The 19,559-nt window shown below is 64.3% G+C and carries 10 protein-coding genes; 5 read left to right on the top strand and 5 right to left on the bottom strand.

Annotated features, from left to right (window positions below; genetic code table 11):
• Positions 1-7 precede the first annotated feature (7 nt).
• Complete coding sequence (locus HMPREF2822_RS06100; protein ID WP_070522362.1) at positions 8-1,210, top strand: SPFH domain-containing protein; 1,203 nt, start codon at positions 8-10, stop codon at positions 1,208-1,210.
• Between the two features lie 97 nt (positions 1,211-1,307).
• Here HMPREF2822_RS06100 and HMPREF2822_RS06095 read toward each other — a convergent pair whose 3' ends face one another.
• The 5 genes from HMPREF2822_RS06095 to HMPREF2822_RS06075 form a co-directional block, all read right to left on the bottom strand.
• Positions 1,308-3,005, bottom strand: a complete 1,698-nt coding sequence (locus HMPREF2822_RS06095; RefSeq protein ID WP_070522360.1) for an ABC transporter family substrate-binding protein — start codon at positions 3,003-3,005, stop codon at positions 1,308-1,310.
• Between the two features lie 60 nt (positions 3,006-3,065).
• Entirely contained in the window at positions 3,066-5,036 is a 1,971-nt protein-coding gene (locus HMPREF2822_RS06090; RefSeq protein WP_070522357.1) for an ABC transporter ATP-binding protein, read from the bottom strand.
• On the bottom strand, positions 5,033-6,118 hold the full coding sequence (locus HMPREF2822_RS06085; protein WP_070522354.1) for an ABC transporter permease: 1,086 nt from the start codon (positions 6,116-6,118) through the stop codon (positions 5,033-5,035). Before HMPREF2822_RS06085 ends, HMPREF2822_RS06090 begins: the two co-directional genes overlap by 4 nt.
• Positions 6,119-7,102, bottom strand: coding sequence for an ABC transporter permease (locus HMPREF2822_RS06080; RefSeq protein ID WP_070522351.1), 984 nt, complete (start codon positions 7,100-7,102; stop codon positions 6,119-6,121). It lies immediately after the preceding gene.
• Between the two features lie 367 nt (positions 7,103-7,469).
• Complete coding sequence (locus HMPREF2822_RS06075; protein ID WP_070522348.1) at positions 7,470-8,249, bottom strand: HNH endonuclease family protein; 780 nt, start codon at positions 8,247-8,249, stop codon at positions 7,470-7,472.
• Positions 8,250-8,286: 37 nt separating this feature from the next.
• On the opposite strand from HMPREF2822_RS06075, the gene HMPREF2822_RS13295 reads away from it, so the two are divergent.
• The 4 genes from HMPREF2822_RS13295 to HMPREF2822_RS06060 all read left to right on the top strand — a co-directional run bounded on the left by HMPREF2822_RS13295 (position 8,287) and on the right by HMPREF2822_RS06060 (position 19,559).
• The gene (locus HMPREF2822_RS13295; protein WP_154762460.1) at positions 8,287-8,457 is read left to right on the top strand and encodes a hypothetical protein; all 171 of its coding nucleotides are present in this window, start codon (positions 8,287-8,289) and stop codon (positions 8,455-8,457) included.
• A 5-nt stretch (positions 8,458-8,462) separates the two neighbouring features.
• Positions 8,463-17,411: a type I polyketide synthase gene (locus HMPREF2822_RS06070; protein ID WP_070522497.1), complete on the top strand. Its 8,949-nt coding sequence runs from the start codon at positions 8,463-8,465 to the stop codon at positions 17,409-17,411.
• 97 nt (positions 17,412-17,508) lie between these two features.
• Positions 17,509-18,504, top strand: a complete 996-nt coding sequence (locus tag HMPREF2822_RS06065; RefSeq protein ID WP_070522495.1) for a substrate-binding domain-containing protein — start codon at positions 17,509-17,511, stop codon at positions 18,502-18,504.
• A complete protein-coding gene (locus HMPREF2822_RS06060) occupies positions 18,501-19,559 on the top strand; it encodes an ABC transporter permease (RefSeq protein ID WP_070522345.1) in 1,059 nt (352 codons plus the stop codon). Before HMPREF2822_RS06065 ends, HMPREF2822_RS06060 begins: the two co-directional genes overlap by 4 nt.

Here is a 19,559-nt window from a genome sequence, read left to right as displayed (position 1 = left end):
TAAGCCTATGGGCGGACTCATCGTCATCGGCGTGATTCTTCTAATTATTATTGCCACCGCCTTCGACGGTTTCTACATCGTCCGGACGAAGGAGGCCGCCATCATTGAGCGGATGGGTAAGTTCGTGAACGTTGCTCACGCGGGCTTGCACTTCAAGGTGCCTTATGTCGACCGCGTGCGCGCCAAGATCAGCCTGCAGATCCGTCAGCTCGACGTCATGGTGGAAACCAAGACCAAGGACAACGTCTTCGTCCAGATCCCCGTTGCTGTGCAGTACGAGGTAGTTCAGGGCAGCGAGCGTCAGGCCTTCTACACTCTGTCTAACCACGAGCAGCAGATCGTGGCTTATGTTCAGGACAATGTCCGTTCTTCGGTTGCCAACATGGACTTGGATGATTCCTTCTCCTCCAAGGACACCATCGCCCGCAACGTGGCGATGTCCCTGCGCGATAACATGGCCGCCTACGGCTGGAACTTTGTCAATACCCTGGTCACCGATATCCGCCCGGATGCCCGCGTGCGCGAGTCCATGAACTCCATTAACGCCGCACAGCGTGAGCGCGAGGCAGCCGTTGCCCAGGCAGAGGCCGAGAAGATCCGCGTGGTCAAGGAGGCCGAAGGTGCGGCCGAGGCCAAGAAGCTGCAGGGCCGCGGTGTGGCTGACCAGCGTAAGGAGATCGTCGAAGGTATTGCTCAGCAGTATGAGCTGCTGCGTGCTGCCGGCGTGCAAGAGAACCCCGAGACCCTCATGCTGGTCTCCCAGTACCTCGACGCCATGGTAGACGTGGCCGACCGCGCCCACACCAATGTGCTCTACATGCCGTCTAACCCGGGTGGCATGCAGGATCTCTTCGGCGGTATGCGCGACGCACTGCTGTCCACCAACGCTATTAATGAAGCGCCGAAGCCGTCGGTTTCCCTGTCCGACAACAAGCACAGCCGCGAGGATTCCGGTGCTGCACGTCGCCGCCGCGAGGAGCAGGAGCGCCGTGAGCGCGACGAGCGCGCCCGCCGCGAAGCTGAGATGATGGAGCAGGCGCAGCGCGCACAGCAACAAGCACAGCAGCAGGTGCAGAACGCGCCGCAGCAGGGCCAGGGCTTTAGCCAGATTCCGAGCTTCCCTTCCCCGCCGCAGGGCAATAACCAGCCGCAGAGCGCGCGCGACTATTTTGACCAGTTGCGCAACCAGCTCAACAAGGGCAATAACTAAGCACAGCGCTTAAGACTAAGCTCAGCACATAAAAGAGGGCCTCCCCGCTTGGGGAAGGCCCTCTTTCCTGCCTTGGGTGGTGCTAGGCGGCCGTTACTTACTTGGTGTAGCCGATGTTCTCCACCTCGATGACGGCGAAGGAGTTGGCGCCGAAGTTTGCGATATCGGGGTGGGTCGCAACCATGGTCGGGCCGTTGAAGATAGGAATGATGCCGTACTGGGCAAGGGCTTCTTTCTCCAGCTCATTGGATTTTTTGATCTGCTCGTCTGGGTCAGCGATCTGGGATAGCTCGTCGATCTTCTTGTCCAGTTCTGGTGTGCCCGTGCCGGAGCGGTTGAGCTGGGAGCCGGTGCGATAGGTCTGGCCGAAGTAAGCGACACCGAAGGGATCGCCGGAGGAGAAACCCATAGGCAGAATATCGAAGTCGTACTTGGAGGTGATCTCGGAGAAGTCAGAGACTGGGCGTTCCTCCACCTTCAGGTCCACGCCGATATCCTTCATCATCTTCTGGGTGGCGGTGGCCATGGCCTTGCTGATGGAAGAATCTCCCAGCAGCGTGTAGCGCATGGACAGCTTCTTGCCGTCCTTCTCGCGGATGCCGTCGCCGCCTTCCTTCCAGCCGGCCTCATCGAGGAGCGACTTGGCCTTCTCTGGATCGAAAGAAATGACTGCGCCGACGTTGTCCTCGTAGCCCTTCTGGGTTTGGTAGAGGTTGAAGGAACCTGGCAGGTCCTCGGTGTAGCCGTTGAGTCCGTTGAAGCGGATGCCGGAGAGCGTGGCGCGGTCGATGCCGGTCATGATGGCTTCGCGCACCTTGATATCAGAGAGGATCTCGTTCTTGGAGTTGAGCGTGTACAGGTTCTTGCCTGGGGTCATGGCGGTGCGAATTTCAACGTCTGGCATGTCCTTGACGGCCGCCAGGCGTTCCTTGTTGGCCACGCCGGTGGCGTCAATTTCGCCGGCCTTGAACGCGTTGATGGAGGCCTGGTCCTCCATCTGGCGGTAGGTCACTTTGTCTAGGAATGGCTTATCACCCCACCACTTCTCGTTTGGAACGAAGGTAGCGCTGCCGTTCTTGAAGTCGACGCTCTCGACCTTGTACGGGCCCGCACCCCACTCCGGGTGGACCTTGCCCAGGTAGGCCTCGTTGAACTTCTCCGCGGAGTCAACCTGTGGCGGGAGCAGGACGTTGAACAGACCCTGCCACCACGGATAGGCCTGTTTAAAGGTGATGACGGCTTGCTTGTCGTTCTCACCCGGCTTGACGGACTCGATGAGCTCGTAGCCGTCGGTGGCGCTAACGTTGACGTCCTTGTTCTCACCGTTGTTGAACTTCCACGTGTTCTCAAAGGATTTCCAGTCAATCGGGGTGCCGTCGTTGTACTGCGCCTTCTCGTGGATGGTGAAGGTGACGACGGTCTTACCGTCCTTTTCTTCGTCTTTGACGTCGGTGATGTAGTCATTGTTGACGTGGAACTCACCCGCGCCATCGAAGAGGCCAATTTGCGGGTTGTAGTACTTCCACAGGCTCAGGGTGTATGAGGTGGCGTCGGCCTGGAAGGTGTTCTGCTGCTGGGAGATCTCGTCGATAGCCAAGCGCAGCTCGCCACCCTCCTTGAGCTCGGAGCGGTCCTTGGGGTTGTAGGAGCCGTCCAGCTTGACGTCGAGCTTCTCGCCGGAGGCGGAATTGCCTGATCCATCGGAGCCGGAGCCGCCATCGGAGGCGCAGCCGGTCAGGATGAGGGCAGAGGCGGTGACCACTGCGAGGGCGGTCCTGCGGAGCTTCATATTCATATGTGTGTCCTTTCGAGAGGAAACATGGAGACAAAGGTGAGTATTTAGTTATAAGTCTTGCTAAGCCGGGGTTTCGGCGGGCTGGTAAATCTCGCGTACCCGGTCACGTTCCACGGCTGGATCCGGCACCGGGATGGCGGAGAGCAGCGCGCGGGTATAGGCGTGTTGCGGGTTGTCGAAGACTTCGTCCGTGGGGCCGTATTCCACGAAGTCGCCCTTGTACATCACGGCGACCTTGTCGGAGAGGTGGCGCACCACGGAGAGGTCGTGGGCGACGAACACCAGGGAGATGCCTAGGCGATTCTTCAGGTCGTGCAGCAGGTTGATGATGCCGGCCTGGATGGACACATCGAGTGCGGAGACGGGCTCGTCGAGCACCACGATGGAGGGGTTGGTGGCCAGAGCACGGGCCAGGCCGATGCGCTGGCGCTGTCCGCCGGAGAAGTGTCCGGGGAAGCGGTCCACCTGGTGGGACTCAAGACCGACGAGCTGCATCAGCTCGGCCACGCGCTGGCCGACGTCCCCCTCATACCCCAGCGATTCCAGCGGCTCGGCGATGATCTCGCGGATGGTCATACGCGGGTTGAGCGAGCTCATCGGGTCCTGGAAGACGATTTGGATATCCTTGCGCAGCTTGCGGCGCGCCGACGCGCTCAAGCCGGAGGTGTTGGTGCCGTTGACCACGATGGTGGAACCCTCTGGCGGGTTGAGGTCCATGATTTCCAGCAGGGTGGTGGTCTTGCCGGAGCCGGACTCGCCCACGATGGCGAAGCACTCGCCCTGGTGGACATCGAAGCTGACGTTCTTGACCGCGTGTACTGTGCCGACGCGGCGCTTGAGAATCGCTCCCTTGATAAGAGGGAAGTCCTTGACCAGGTTCTTGACCTCCAAGGTAACCAGCCGCTGCTCGTAGGGAGTATCGCCCAAGGTATCGGCGGAAATCTTCGGCAACGGGTACATGCGCTCGCCGCCGATGGTGCCGTCCTTGATCTCATCGGAGCGCAGGCAGGAGGCGAAGTGCCCGGGGACGTCGTCAAGCGCGCGCAGCTCCGGTTCCAGGGTTCGGCACTCATCCTTCACCACTGGGCAGCGGTCCGCGAAGGGGCATTCGGCAGCGACGTCGATAAGCTGCGGCGGGGTACCCACGATGGGGGTCAGTGGTTCGTCGGTGGCCTTGTCCACGCGCGGCGTCGACCCGAGAAGGCCCACGGTATAGGGCATCTTGGGGTTGTTGAAGATGGTGTCGACATCACCCAGCTCCACCGGTCGGCCGGCGTACATGACCAGGACGTCGTCGGCCGTGCCGGCGACCACACCCATGTCGTGGGTAATCATGATGACTGCGGCACCCGTTTCGCGCTGGGCTACCTTGAGGACCTCCAGGATCTGGGCCTGGATGGTGACGTCGAGGGCCGTGGTGGGCTCGTCGGCGATGATGACGCGCGGGTTGTTGGCCATGGCAATAGCGATGACCACGCGCTGGCGCATGCCGCCGGAGAATTCGTGCGGGAATGACTTCACGCGCTTCTCCGCCTCTGGGATGCCGACGAGTTCGAGCAGGCGAATGGCCTCTTTCTCCGCTTCCTTTTTAGAGACATCGCGGTGGGTTTGGATAGCCTCGATGAGCTGGTCACCGATGGAGAACACCGGGGTCAGGGAGGAGAGAGGATCCTGGAAGATCATGGCGATATCCTTGCCGCGGATCTTCGACATTTCCTTGTCGGACTTGCCAATGAGCTCGGTGCCGGCATAGACCACGGAGCCTTCCACCTTGGCGTAGTCGGGCAGCAGGCCCATGACGGCCAAAGAGGTCACGGACTTACCGGAGCCGGACTCGCCCACAATCGCCAGGGTGCGCCCCGGCATGAGGTCGAAGTCGACGCCGCGCACTGCGTGGACGGAGCCGGCCTCCGAGGGGAAGGTGACGGTGAGGTTGCGCACGGACAGCACCGGCTCGGTGGATGAAGTGGGGTCGGTGGCGCGGCTGGCCGGGTCGGCGTTGGCGGTGTGTGCAGTATTCTGCGGGGTCATGCTCGGCCTCCGGAGTTCGAGTTGGGGTCAATGGCATCGCGCAGGCCGTCGGCGATGAACGCCATGGAGACGGTCAGCAGCGTGAGGATGCCTGCGGGGAAGTAGAAGAGCCAGGGCGAGGCCTCAACGGCGTTGGCGCCGCCGGCCAGGAGGGTGCCCAGGGAGACGTCGGGAAGCTTCACGCCCAAGCCCAGGAAGGACAGCGCGGTCTCCGACATGATGGTGGACACCACGCCCAGGGCCGCCTGGATGATGAGCAGCGAGCCGATATTGGGAACCACGTGGCGGAAGATGGTGCGCAGACGCGAGACTCCCATGTAGTCGGCGGCGCGGACATAGTCGTTCTCGCGCACGCTGAGCGCCATGGCCCAGATGACGCGCGCCGGGTACATCCAGCCGAAGGCGATGAGCACCACGATGAGCAGCTTCCAGTCACCGCCGGAATCAGAAACCACCAGGGCGATGAGCAGGAAGGTCGGGATGGCCAGCAAGAAGTGAATGACTGCCAGGATGACCTTTTCCACCGCGCCGCCGTACATGGCCGCGGCCGCGCCGATGAAGGCGGACAGCAGGGTAGAGGCCAACGAGACGATGAGTGCGATGATCAGCGAGCGGCCCAAGCCGTGGACGGTCTGCGCAAAGAGATCGTTTCCAGAGTCCGTGGTTCCGAACCAGTGCTCCGGGGAAGGCCCGGTGGAGAGGTTGAAGAAGTCCGGCTCGTCGAAGGACCACGGGGTGAGGTAGCTGCCGAAGATGGAGAGCAACGCGAGTAGCACGAAGATGACGAGGCCGACGGCAGCTGCCTTGTTGCGGAAGAAGCGGCGAACGTACAGCTTGAGCTTGGAGGTGCCGCGGAAATCGCTGCTGGAGAATTGCTTGCGCTGTGCGTCATCGACGTCGACGCCGGAGCCGAGAGCGGACTGGGCGCTGGGTTCGGTCTGCGGTGAAAAGTCCGCAGTGGCGGCATGCGGGCGCACGCCGAGGTTATCAGCTGCCGTATCGATAGCGAGGTCGTTGCGGCGGTGGCGCTCGGTGTGGCGCGCTTCGGAGCGTGGCGACGTGGATTTCTTTTCTGGAGACATTTAGCTCACCCTTACTCGCGGATCGAGGGCGACGACGACGAGGTCAGCCAGGATTGCAGAGAAAGCAATCATGACGGCACCGAAGGCGGCGACGGCGGTGGTGCCGTTGACGTCGTTGCGGCTGATGGTTTCGATGAAGTACTGGCCCATTCCCTTCCACGCGAAGATGGTTTCCGTCATGATGGCGCCGGTAAAGATTCCGGGAACGGAGAAGGCCACGGAGGTTGCGACCGGAATGATGGAGGTGCGCAGGGCGTGCTTGCGGATGGCCTGGGAGCGCGTCAGGCCCTTAGCTCGGGCGGTGCGCACGTAGTCGGCGTTCAAGTTATCCAGCAGCAAGGTGCGCTGCATCATGTGGTAGCCGGCGTAGCTGATGATGATGAGCGAGATGGACGGCAAGATGAGGTGTTGCGCCATATCCAGCAGCTTGGGGAAGAAGCCTTCGACGCCGAGGCTGGAAGCGCCCGTCACGTAGACCACGCGGTGGCCGGTCACGCGGTTGATCCACAGACCACCGGCGACGACCAAGATGGAGGCCACGACGACGTGCGTGTTCATCGTGATGATGGAGACGCCCTGCCAAAAGCGGTCGGCCGCCTTGTACTGGCGGGAGGCGGTGTAGACGCCGAGGGCGACGCCGATGACGACGGAGAGAATCGTGGCCACGAGCAGCAGCTGTGCCGAGACGAGCGCGCGGTGCCCGATTTGTGCGCTGACCGGGTCACCGAGAGGGGAGGTACCCCAGTCCCAGTGGAAGATGATGTTGGACAGCCATCCCCACCAACGCTCAAGGAGCGGGGTCTCCGGGTTGAGGCCGAGTGGCGTGAGAATTCGGCCGATTTCTTCCGGCCCGAGTGGTGGGTTGCGGCCGACATAATTTGATCGGGGATCAAGGAAGGTTGCGGCCAGGAGGTACGCGATATTAGTCGCGAGGAAGATGACTACCAGCCAGCTGGCGGTCTTCTTGATGATGTACTTGAACATCACTATTCCTTCGCAGGGTGTGGTCTCAACGGGTTTGGGAAGTATGGAGCCGTGAAAACTCACGGCATCCATGTGACCTAGACCTCAGGCTAGGTGCTGTGTCACATATTAAAAGAAATGTGAGACAGGAGGGAAAGATTTATTGTTTTTGTTTCATGGGGGTATCACCTGCACGTCCGTAGGTTGCATTTATTACATATTAATAGGCCTATAGAAATTATCGGGCGTGAGGAATGTAGGTGCAGTGCGCACCAAGGTTCCCGCCGCCGAAAACCCTGCATAACCGTTTAGGGGTGAGTGAATATTATGCGCATAATTTCGGGGGTAGTGGGAGGGGTATCAGGGCATCTAAAAGGGGTAAAAATACTCAGCAAGCATTCAGTAGCCGACGGAGCGCATCCTTCTCCGCCGCCGTGACCCAGATTTCATAGGCCGCCTTCACCTCTACGATGCGGCGCGCATATTCGCAGCGAAATCCTTTGTTAGGTGGCAGCCACGTGGCGGCATCGCCAGCGCCTTTTTGCTGGTTGAGGGGGCCATCGACGGCAAGGAGGTTGCGGGGATCATTAGCAAAGTCGCGGCGCTTTTCTGGTGACCATTGCTGGGCGCCTTTCTGCCAGGCGTCGGCAAGCGGCACAACGTGATCAATCTGTACCGCGCGTGATGTCTGCGCCCCGCGCTGGAACTCAATGTCCTGGCCCGAATAAGGATCGTGCAAGGTGCCGGAAAGTGCCACGCAGTCGTGGGTGCCTTCCTTGAGAACGAGGCTCTCCGGATCCAAGTCCCTGCGAAGGATGTCATTGCGGGTATCGCAGCCGTTGTGGCCGAACTCCACGGTGACGTCATCGGACCACGCCTGGCCAAACTCTTCGCGCTCATAGCCGGTTTTGGGCGCACGTCCCTTGACCTCCAAGGAATCTAAGGCGGCGAGTACTTCGGCGATGTCCGGCGCAATGCTTGGCGCGGGTGTGGCCTCTTCGGCTTGTTCTTCTGCTGGGCCTTCCTGCGTGGGTGCCGCTGTCTCAGTGGCCTTGGGCCGCTCGGGCGTAGGTTCGGTTGGGGCGGGGAGGATAAGGCCGATGGCCACTAGTACTGCTACCGCGGCGTTGAACAGCGCGGCGATGAAGAACGGGGTACGAGTGGCCATGACGTATTGATCCTAGTGGGTAGAATCGGCACACGGTATGAGTATCGATATGTTCTTTGACGAGTACCTCGCTGAACGCGGTCTGACGCGCTCGGCCGAGGTTGTCCCGGACCACGCCTGCCAGGTCTTTTGCGATGCGCCTGAGCCGAAGACCCAGTCTTCCCTCGAAGAGGCGGTTCAACTCGTCGCCCACACCTTGGGGGAGTAGTGCAGGTGTCTGTTTTTCACGTCTCTGCGCCTTTGTCGCCTTTGTCCGCGCGCTTGGGCTCCGAGCCCTTTGCGCTGTCTTTCTCCGGTCAGGGCTATGCCTGGCTGCCGACGTTGCGCGATGCCCTTGCTACCGGTGCGCGGCCACACATAGCGGAGTTCCTCGGCGCGGCCGAGGAACTCCTTGCCCCGCTGGAGGAGGAACTTCTGCCTTCCACACCGCACGGGTTTGCGCCTCTGGCCTGGGCAGACGAGGAACCGGCGTGGGCGCACGCGCTTGCCGACGCCTCGCTTTCCACCCCCGGCATCCTCACCGCGCAGTTGGCTGTCCTCGAATCGCTGCGTGCACACGGAATTGAACTCGAGGATGCCGTCACCAACATTGGCCACTCCCAGGGCGTGCTTGCTGCGGCGGTCGTTGAGGGACGCATGAGCCCAGCCGAGGCTCTGGCGCTGGCACGCCTCATCGGCGCGGCTCTGGAGACAACCGCACGCAGTGCTGGGCTGGTCCGCACCCCGCAGGGCGCGCCCATGGCGGCGGTGACCGGCGCGACGAAGCAGCAACTACTCGACGCCGGCGCCCACATCGGACTCGATAACGGGCGGGGGCGCTTCGTCATCGTCGGAACACCGGCTGAGCTTTCCCGGGTGAAGACCGCGCTCCAGGAGAGCTCGGCCCTTAAAGAAGGGCGGGAAGGGAAGTCCGCCGCAGTTACCGTTTCCGACCTTGACGTGTCAGCTGCTTTCCATCATCCCACCATGCAGTGTGCGGTGGACCAGGTGGAAAGCTGGGCAGCTCGGATCGGACTGGAACCCGAATCCGCCGCGCAGCTCGCGCGGGCAGTATTGACCGATTACGTGGATTGGCCCGAGCGCGTTGACACAGCGCTTCAGGCCGGGGCGCGTTGGATTCTGGAAATCGGGCCCACCCGTGGGGTGGAGCCGCTGACTCGGGATATCGTCGCCGGGCGCGGTGTGGGCACGCTGGCCGTCGCTGCACCGGAAGGGTTGGCCCAGCTCGTGGAGCCGGGCCGCGCGCCCGCCCTGCCCTGCGCGTGGTCCGAGTGGGCACCGCGCGTGGCGGACGGGCGTCTGGTGACTGCCTTTACGCAGACCACCGGATACTCACCGGTCATGCTCCCCGGGATGACCCCCACCACGGTGGACCCGGGCATTGTTGCCGCAGCGGCCAACGCCGGGCACTGGGCGGAGCTGGCCGGCGGGGGTCAGCACACCGATGACATCCTGCAGGAGAACCTGCATACCCTGCGCCGGCTGCTAAAGCCAGGGGTGAACGCCCAGTTCAATGCGCTGTACCTTGCGGCTTCCCAGTGGCGCCGCCAGATTGAGGGGCCAAACTCGATTCTGCGAGCGCGTGCCGCAGGAATGCCCATCAATGGCGTGGTGACTTCCGCCGGCATTCCTCCTGTGGAGGAGGCGGTAGAGCTGGTGGAGAAGCTCCACGCCGCGAACATCCCTTGGGTCGCCTTCAAGCCGGGAACTTCGGCGCAGGTGGAGGAGGTGCTCCGCATCGCCGATGCTCTCCCTGATACCACCATCATCATGCAGCTGGAAGGAAGCGCGGCCGGTGGCCACCATTCCCTAGAGGGCCTTGATGAGGTCCTTGTTGCCACCTACGCGCGGATTCGTGAGCGCGACAATGTCCTCCTCGCCGTTGGCGGGGGAATCGGCACCCCGGCGCGTGGCGCGGAGTACCTCCTGGGCACGTGGGCGCAACGCTTCGGCCTGCCCGCAGCGCCAGTCGACGCCATCATGGTGGGCACCGCTGTCATAGCAGCGAAGGAATCCACCGCATCCGAGGCGGTGAAGCAGGCTCTTGTCGCCGCGCGCAGCAGTGACGTTGTGTCGGGCCGCTCGGACCTGGGCGCGGACATCCATGAGCTGGACAATTCCTTCGCTCGCGCCGGGCGCCTGCTGGATGAGGTGGCCGGTGATGTTGCGGCCGTGGAGGCGCGCCGCGCGGAGATCATTGAGGCCATCGGGCGCACGTGCAAGCCCTACTTCGGGGACCTCGATGAGATGACCTATGCCGAGTGGCTGCAGCGCTACCTTGAGCTGTCCTACCTGGACGGCTGGGTCGATGAATCCTGGTTGAGTCGGTTTACCCGCATGGTGGCTCGCGCCGAAGCCCGCCTCCACCCGGCCGATCACGGCGAGATCGAGCTGCGCGTTGAGGTTGACCGCGAGAACCCGGCTGAGGCAGTTGCCCAGCTAACCGAACTCTACGGTGACGCGGCGCTGCACCCGACCGACGCCGCGTGGTTCATTCAGCTCGTGGATGGTCCCGGCAAACCCGCAAACTTTGTGCCGGTCATCGATGCTGACGTACGCCGCCGCTGGCGCCGCGACACCCTGTGGCAGGCACACGATGAGCATTACGAGGCCGATGAGGTCTGCATCATCCCTGGCACGTCAGCCGTTGAGGGAATCGCGCAGGCCAACGAGCTGGTGGCACAGATACTCGGCCGCTTCGAGCAGGCGGTGCTCGGGCTTCTCGACGCCTCCGACGCAGAGTTCGACAAGGGGCTTGCAGGCGAGCTCAACATGAGCGACGAAGAGCTCATCCGCCGCGCCCCGAGCCTGAATTGGGCCGGGCGCGAGCAGCCCAACCCCCTGCGCCTTGGGCTTGATGGCACCGAGCTGGAACCTGCCGGTGACGGCGCCATGTGGTTGACGGTTCCGTTCCACTCTGGAGCTGAGCTGCGCATTCGTATCACTCCGCCGAGCATTCCGGGTGCCTCACCACTCGTTAGGGTCGAGGATGCCGAGACCGCCATGCGGGAGCTGCTGCGCCAGGCCGTCGGCGGTGACCTTCCGGACGTTAGCTCCGGGACCGCGACGGTCAGCGCTCACCTCAGCACCACCGACATCGCCCACTACAGCGCGGTGACGAGCGGGGAGATAAGCGCTACTGTCTCGCCCGATGTCCTCGTCGGCCCCGCCTGGCCGGCCACCTTCGCCGTGCTGGCCAGCGCCCATGCGGCGTCCGGGGAGCCGGTAGTGGAGGGCTTTCTCGACCTGGTCCACCTCGAGCACGCGCTGAGCCTCAGGTCAGACACCTGGGAGCTGCTTCGCGCCAGCGCCGCGCCGGGCTCCGAGCCTTTGGACCTGCGCTACACCGCTGAGTTGGAGGAGGTACGCGATACACCGTCGGGGCGCGTTGTCGACGTTTCTGTCGGCGTGACTGCAGCCGCGCGTGGAGAAGAACATGAATTCGCGCAGATGCACGAGCGCTTCCTCATCACTGGGCGCCGCGGTGACGCCGCGCTCGAGACCGTGGGCGCCGCAACTTATGGTGCACAAGAAAGCGGGGCGGAGACAGTAGAGTCATCGGTCCGTGAGACACCGCGCTCCTTCCGCCACCGCACCAGCGTGGTGGCACCGGAGTCCTTGCTGCCTTTCGCCGTGGTTACGGGGGATAGGAACCCCATCCACCTGTCATCGAACGCGGCGGCGCTGGCGGGACATCGTGAAGGCCCCATCGTCCACGGCATGTGGACCTCGGCGCTCGCGCAGGCGGCCGCGGCTTTTGACGGCGCCCGCGTCCTCGACTGGTCCGCTACCTGGCTTGCACCAGTGCTGCCGGGGAGTGAGGTGGAGTTTGTGGTGGAACGGGTGGGCGTCGACAAGTGGCGCGGCTACGGTGAGGTCCGCAGCGTGACCGCCACCAGCCAGGGCGTGCCGGTGCTGCAGGCGCGAGCGACGATGAACAGCCCGATTACCTTCTATGCCTTCCCCGGCCAAGGCATTCAATCCCCGGGGATGGGGATGAAGGACTATGCGGAATCCGCAGCGGCGCGCGCCGTGTGGGAGCGCGCGGACAAGCACACGCGGCAGAGCTTGAGCTTCTCCATCCTGGAGATTGTCCGCCACAACCCCGACACCGTGGTGGTGGGTGGTGAGACCTTCACGCACCCGGACGGCGTGCTGTATCTGACGCAGTTCACGCAGGTGGCCATGGCGACGCTCGGATGCGCACAGATTGCAGCGCTCCGGGAAGCCGGGGTGCTCGATTCCGGTGCCTTCTTCGCTGGCCACTCGGTGGGCGAGTACAACGCCCTGGCCGCCTATGCTGGGGTCCTGTCCTTGGAGGCGGTCCTGGATATTGTTTATGTCCGCGGGCTGACCATGCACCGTCTGGTCGAGCGCGATTCCGCTGGCCAGTCCCTCTATGGTTTGGCGGCGCTGCGCCCGCACAAGATGGGGATGAGCGCGAGCGAGGCCTTCGCCCATGTCGTCCGTGTGGCCGCGGAGACGGGTGAGTTCCTCGAAGTGGTCAACCACAATATCGCCGGGCGCCAATACGCGGTCGCCGGAACGAAGGCGGGCCTGGATGCGCTGGCGAACGACGCCGAGCGCCGCGCCCCCGGGCAACGTGCCGTCATCCCCATCCCGGGGATTGACGTGCCCTTCCACTCCTCCCGCTTAGTGGGCGGTGTGGTTGATTTCCGCGCGCACCTCGACGCACTCATCCCTGAAGAAATCAACCTCGACGCGCTGGTGGGGCGCTATATCCCTAACCTCGTGGCGCGGCCCTTTGCGCTGAGCCGCGAGTTCGTGGAGTCCATCGCCGCGGTGGTGGATTCGCAGCCCATCGAGGAGATCCTCGCGGATTTCGATGGCGCTATGGCATGCCCGGCGCGCCTGGGCCGCACCCTGCTCATCGAGCTATTGGCCTGGCAGTTTGCTTCCCCGGTGCGCTGGATTGAGACCCAGGACCTGCTCCTTGGTCAGCTCGGCGTGGAGCGTTTCATCGAGGTTGGCGTTGGCACCGCGCCCACGCTGACCAACATGCTGGGCCAAACCCTGCGGCTGCCCCAGTACGCGGGCAGCGCAGGCATCGAGGTGCTCAACTACGAGCGCGACCGTGAGCGGGTCTTTGCCGAAGACGCCGAGACGGCACCCGAGTCAGCAGCGAAGGATTCTGCGGACGCCGTCGAAGCACAGGCAGATGAGCCTGAGTCGAGGCAGCCAATTGAGAGCGCACACCGGGAAGACTCCGTGCACGCCCCGCGCGAGGAGGCCCCAGCCGCCGTCGAGGATCGCCCGCTCAGCGTGCACCAGGCTCTTGAGATGCTCATCGCGCTGTGGACCAAGGTCCGGCCTGATCAGATGGCCGCGACCGATTCCATAGAAACCCTCGTGGAAGGCGTGTCCTCCCGCCGCAACCAGTTGCTCGTTGACCTCGGCGTGGAGTTCGGTATCAGCGCCATCGAGAATGCCGCGGACGCACCCATCCCGCAGCTGGCGGAGAGCGTGGCGCAGCGCGCGCCGGGCTATGCAACGTTTGGGGAGGTCCTCGCGGAGCACGTCGCGCAGGCGCTCACCCGGCTGACCGGGCCCGCGGGCAAGAAGCCGAGCTACGTGGCCGAGCGCGTGAGCACTACCTGGGGATTGGGCCCGGGCTGGGCCGATCGCGCTATTGCACAGCTGGTCCTGGGCACGCGCGAGGGCTCGTCACTGCGCGGCGGGGAGCTGGCCAGCTTGCCCATGACCGGTGCGGCATCGGTTGCTGAGCTCGATGCGCTGATCGACGCCTCCGTGCGCGCCGCCGGCGAGCGCGAAGGAGTCTCGCTGCAGAAGGCCGTTGCTCTAACGCCACACGAGACCGTGGACCCGGAGGCGGTGCGCACTTATACCGAGCGCCTTGAAGCGGCGCTGGAGGACTCCGCCCGCGCCGCACTCGCCGCCTTGGGGCGCGAGGAGACCGCGACTGAGCAGGGGGACAGCGCTTCGCACACGGAGCTGGAGCAGCTCGTTGCAGCGGAGCTCGGCCCGGACTGGCAGCGCCAGGTCGCCCCCGCTTTCGATGCGCGCAAGGCAGTGCTTCTCGACGACCTCTGGGCCACCGCCCGCGAGGACATCGCCCGCGCGGCCGCCGCCGGGGAAGCAGAGCCCGAGCTGGACGTGCTGGGCGCCGGCGAGGAGGTGGCGCTCCTGGCTGAGCACTTCGGCTATGAGGACCTAGCCCGCGATGCCCGCACCCCGGCGAATGGATTGCTCTTCACCGGGCAGGTGGCCGTGGTGACGGGTGGCTCGCCGGGTTCGATTGCCGCAGAGCTCATCGGTGAGCTGCTCGCGGAAGGCGCGACCGTGATTGCGACGACTTCCCAACTAAGCCACGAGCGCCTCGAGTTCTATAAGGAGCTCTATCGCAGCCGTGCCGTCGGCGCGGCAGCACTATGGGTTGTTCCGGCGAACCTTAATTCCTTCGCGGACGTGGACGCGCTTGCGGAATGGATTGCGGCGGAGCGCACCGCCACCGTCGGTGGAAAGTCTGTGCAGCTCAAGCCTGCTTACGTGCCGGATCTGCTCTTCCCCTTCGCCGCGCCGCGTGTCGCCGGCACTCTTGCGGATGCCGGGGCAGGGGCGGAGTCCCAGATGCGTCTGCTGCTGTGGTCGGTGGAGAAGCTCATCGCGTCGCTGTCCGCCGTGGGTGCGGATACACATGTTGGCCACCGGCTACACGTGGTGCTTCCGGGCTCACCCAACCGCGGGCGCTTTGGCGGCGATGGCGCCTACGGCGAGGCCAAGGCGGCCCTCGACGCCCTGGTTAACCGCTGGTCTTCCGAGCAATCCAGTTGGGGTGCGCGCACCTCGTTGGTGCACGCCCAGATCGGGTGGGTGCGCGGCACCGGCCTGATGGGCGGCAACGATCCGCTGGTTACACAGGTGGAGGCCCGCGGCGTGCGAACCTTCTCGGCGAAGGAAATGGCGGTGCAGCTTATCGACGCCACCGCCTCCCCTCGCATCCGCGCCGAAGCAGCACAGGCGCCGCTGAGCGTGGACCTCACCGGCGGGCTGGCCGAGGCTGAGCTGGACCTTGCTGCACTTGCCAGCGCGGCGCAGTCCGAGAACAGCGACGCATCGCGCGTAGCCGGTAGTTTGTGCGAAGGGAAGGCGCCGCGAACGGTAAAAGCCCTGCCGAACGTGCTCAGGCCTGCCGAGTGCACCAGCCCAGACTTCAATGGCGTGACGCAGTCCCTCGAGGACATGGTGGTCATCGTCGGGGCCGGCGAGCTCGGCCCGCTGGGTTCATCGCGTACTCGCTTTGAGGCGGAGGTCGGCGGGGACCTGTCTGCTGCTGGAGTGCTGGAGCTGGCGTGGAGCCGCGGGCTCATCAGCTGGGATGAGCGCACAGCCGGATGGCTGACGGCCGAAGGAGAGGAGGTAGCCGAGGAAGACGTCTACGCGCGCTTCCACGACGAGGTTCTCGCCGGGATTGGTGTGCGCCGCTTCCACGATGACTTCGGCCCGCACCTGCCCATGGTGGATAACCTCGCGCCCGAGCTGACCACCATCTACTTGGAGAAGCCGCTGAGCTTCACCGTGCAGGACGAAGAGACAGCACGCAGCTTCGTCGACAGCTGCGAAGGCGCTACGCTGCGCCGCGTCACTGATGCGACCGGTGAGGATGAATGGCAGGTCGCCCGACCCGCGGGCTCCGCGGTGCGGGTTCCGCGGCGCGTGGCCATGACCCGCTTTGTGGGTGGCCAGATTCCGGAGGGCTTCGACCCGCAGGTCTACGGCATCCCCGCGGACATGGTGGATAACCTCGACCGCCTCGCCCTGTGGAACCTGGTGTGCACCGTGGATGCCTTCCTCTCCGCAGGCTTTAGCCCAGCCGAGCTCTTGGCCCACGTCCACCCGGCGCGCGTGAGCTCCACCCAGGGAACCGGCATGGCAGGCCAGGAGGCGCTGCGCTCGCTGTACGTCGATAAGCTCTTGGCCCAGCCGCGGCCCAATGACGTCCTCCAGGAAGCGCTGCCCAACGTCATTGCTGCGCACGTGATGCAGTCCTATGTCGGCGGCTATGGCCAGATGGTGCACCCCGTGGCCGCCTGTGCCACGGCGGCGGTGTCGGTGGAGGAGGGCGTCGACAAGCTGCGCCTGCACAAAGCCGACTTCGTCGTGGCCGGCGGCATCGACGCCCTGTCGATTGAGGGAATCACCGGGTTCGGGGACATGGCGGCCACGGCCGATAGCGCGGAGATGGCGGCGAAGGGGATTGAGCATCGCTTTTTCTCCCGCGCTAACGACCGCCGCCGCGGCGGCTTCGTGGAATCCGAAGGCGGCGGGACCATCCTGCTAGCGCGGGGAACCTTTGCAGCGGAGATGGGGTTGCCGGTGCTTGGCGTGGTGGGCTTTGCCGAGTCCTTCGCCGACGGCGCGCACACCTCCATCCCCGCGCCGGGCATGGGCGCGCTCTCGGCGGCGCGGGGTGGGCAGGACTCCCGCCTGGCCCGCTCGCTGAAGTCCCTCGGCGTGGGCGCGGACGATATTGCGGTGGTGTCGAAGCACGATACGTCCACCAACGCCAACGACCCCAACGAATCGGATCTGCACGAGCGCATCGCCGCCGCACTCGGCCGCAGCCCCGGCAACCCGCTGTATGTGGTTTCGCAGAAGAGCCTGACCGGGCACGCCAAGGGCGGTGCCGCCGCCTTCCAGCTCATCGGTCTGACTCAGGCGTTGCGTAGTGGAGTCCTCCCGCCGAACCGTTCGCTTGATTGCGTTGACCCCGTGCTGCGCCGCCACCCGCACCTGGTGTGGCTGCGCCAACCGTTGGACCTGCGCCGCACCCCGCCGAAAGCCGGCTTGGTGACCTCCCTGGGATTCGGGCATGTCTCCGCCCTCATCGCGCTCGTGCACCCGGGTGCGTTTTATGCCGCGCTGGTTCGTGAGTGGGGTGAGGCCGAGGCCGAAGCATGGCGCTCAGCCGCCGCCGAGCGCGAGTGGTGTGGCTTGCGGCGCCTGGAAAAAGCCATGCGCGGCGGGCCCGCCCTGTACGAGCGGCCGGTGAACCGCAACCTGGGGACGGGCACAGCCGCCGAGGTAGCTGAACGCGAGGCCGCAGTGCTGCTGAGCGAGTCCGCGCGCTTGCGCGGAGGCACCCTGGATCCGGAGGGAGGAAGCACGGCTCAACGGGGGTAGCAAACCGTGGAGTATCCCCAGCTTGTACCCTCTGGAACGATAAAGAAGCAGGTCAGACGTGTTGGAGAAGTCCCCCAATCTGGGGCACCATGCAAGGGTGAAAAATGCTAAGAAACCACTGCTAGGTCTCATCTCGGTCGCTGCCGCCGCCGTGCTTACAGCATGTTCGGCCACCGGTGGCGCGCCCCGCCCCGACGCTGACGGCGAGCTAGCCGGTGGCGTCGACACCGAGCGCCTTGTCGTCGCCATGATCTCCCACGGCGCGCCGGGGGATACCTACTGGGACCTCGTGCGCAAGGGCGCGGAGGATGCCGCCCGCAAGGACAATATCGAGCTGCGCTATTCCTCCGATCCGGAAGCGCCCAACCAGGCAAACCTGGTGCAGTCCGCCATCGACTCCGGCGTGGATGGCATCGCCGTGACCATGCCCAACTCTGGTGCGATCGGGCCTGTGGCCAAGAAGGCTTCCGATGCCGGCATCCCGACCGTGGGGCTTAACGCCGGCATGGATGATTACCAGAAGTACGGCATGAGCGCCTTCTTCGGCCAAGAGGAAAAAGTCGCCGGCACCAAGGCCGGCGAGCGCCTCAAGGATGAGGGCGCCAAGCACGTCTTGTGCGTTATCCACGAGCAAGGCAACTCCTCGCAGGAGTCGCGCTGCGCCGGCGTGAAGAAGGGGCTGGACAACGGCAAGGTTGAGCTCCTGTACGTCAACGGAAAGGATCTGACCGCCGCGCAGTCCACCATTAACGCGAAGCTGAGCCAGGATCCCTCCATCGACTGGGTCATGGCGCTGCAGGCCTCCGTGGCTATGCGCTCCGCCGACGCGGTTGCCGACGCCTCCTCCAAGGCCAAGGTCTCCACCTTCGACACCAACGCCGAGCTTGTCGGAGCCATCGCGGATAAGCGGATCCAGTGGGCCGTCGACCAGCAGCCCTATATGCAGGGCTACCTCGCCGTCGATTCGCTGTGGTTGGCGCACCGCAACGGATCCACCATGGGCGGCGGCCGCCCGGTTTATACCGGCCCCTCCTTCGTGGATTCCACCAACGTGGACATCATCTCCGAATCCGCTAAGGAAGGTCTGCGATGAGCGAAACCACGACTGCATCCGACGAGGCGCTATCCAGCCCTTCCGATACCCGTCTGACCCGCCGCAGCGGCTTCGCGCGCCTCATCCGCCGCCCGGAGCTGGCCAGCCTGCTCGGCGCGGTGGTCATCTTCGTCCTCTTCACGATCGTGGCGCCCGCCTTCCGCTCGGTTGAGGCTTTCTCCACGGTGCTCTACGCCAGCTCCACGCTGGGCATCGTGGCGTTGGCGGTGGGCCTGCTCATGATTGGTAATGAGTTTGATCTGTCCTCCGGTGTGGCGGTGACGTCCGCGGCGCTCGTGGCCACCATGCTCAACTACAACTTCCACCTCAACTCGTGGGTGGGCGTGGGCCTATCCCTGCTGACCGCGCTGGCCATCGGTGCGCTCAACGGCTTCCTCGTGGTGCGCACCAAGATCGATTCCTTCCTTATTACGCTGGCGGCTTTCCTCATGCTGCAGGGCCTCAACCTGGCGATTACCAAGCTGGTGACCGGTCAGGTGGCCACCCCGACCATCGCTGATATGGAAGGATTCGGCTCCGCCCGCGTCATTTTTGCCGGCACCATCCACATCGGTGGCTTGAGCATCCGCGCTACCGTCATCTGGTGGATCCTCTTCGTCGCCATTGCGTCGTGGGTGCTGTACAAGACGCGCTGGGGAAACTGGATCTTCGCCGTGGGTGGTGATGATGAAGCCGCCCGCGCCGTCGGCGTTCCCGTGCGCCGCGTCAAGGTGGCGCTGTTCATGCTCGTCGGCTTCGCGGCGTGGTTCGTGGGCATGCACACCCTCTTTGCCTTCGACTCCATCCAGGCCGGCCAGGGCATCGGTAACGAGTTCCTCTACATCATCGCCGCGGTCATTGGCGGCTGCTCCATGACCGGCGGGCGCGGCACCGCGGTGGGCACAGCCATCGGCGCGCTCATCTTCGGCATGACCAACCAGGGCATCGTGTACGCCGGCTGGAACCCCGACTGGTTCAAGTTCTTCCTCGGCGCCATGCTGCTCTTCGCCGTGCTCACGAACACCTCGGTGGCCAACTTTACGAGGAAGCGATAA

Origin of the sequence: Corynebacterium sp. HMSC062E11 (assembly GCF_001811845.1) — a bacterium.
GTDB classification, from domain to species: Bacteria; Actinomycetota; Actinomycetes; order Mycobacteriales; family Mycobacteriaceae; genus Corynebacterium; species Corynebacterium hesseae.
This window is presented reverse-complemented; position numbering and strand designations above follow the sequence as displayed.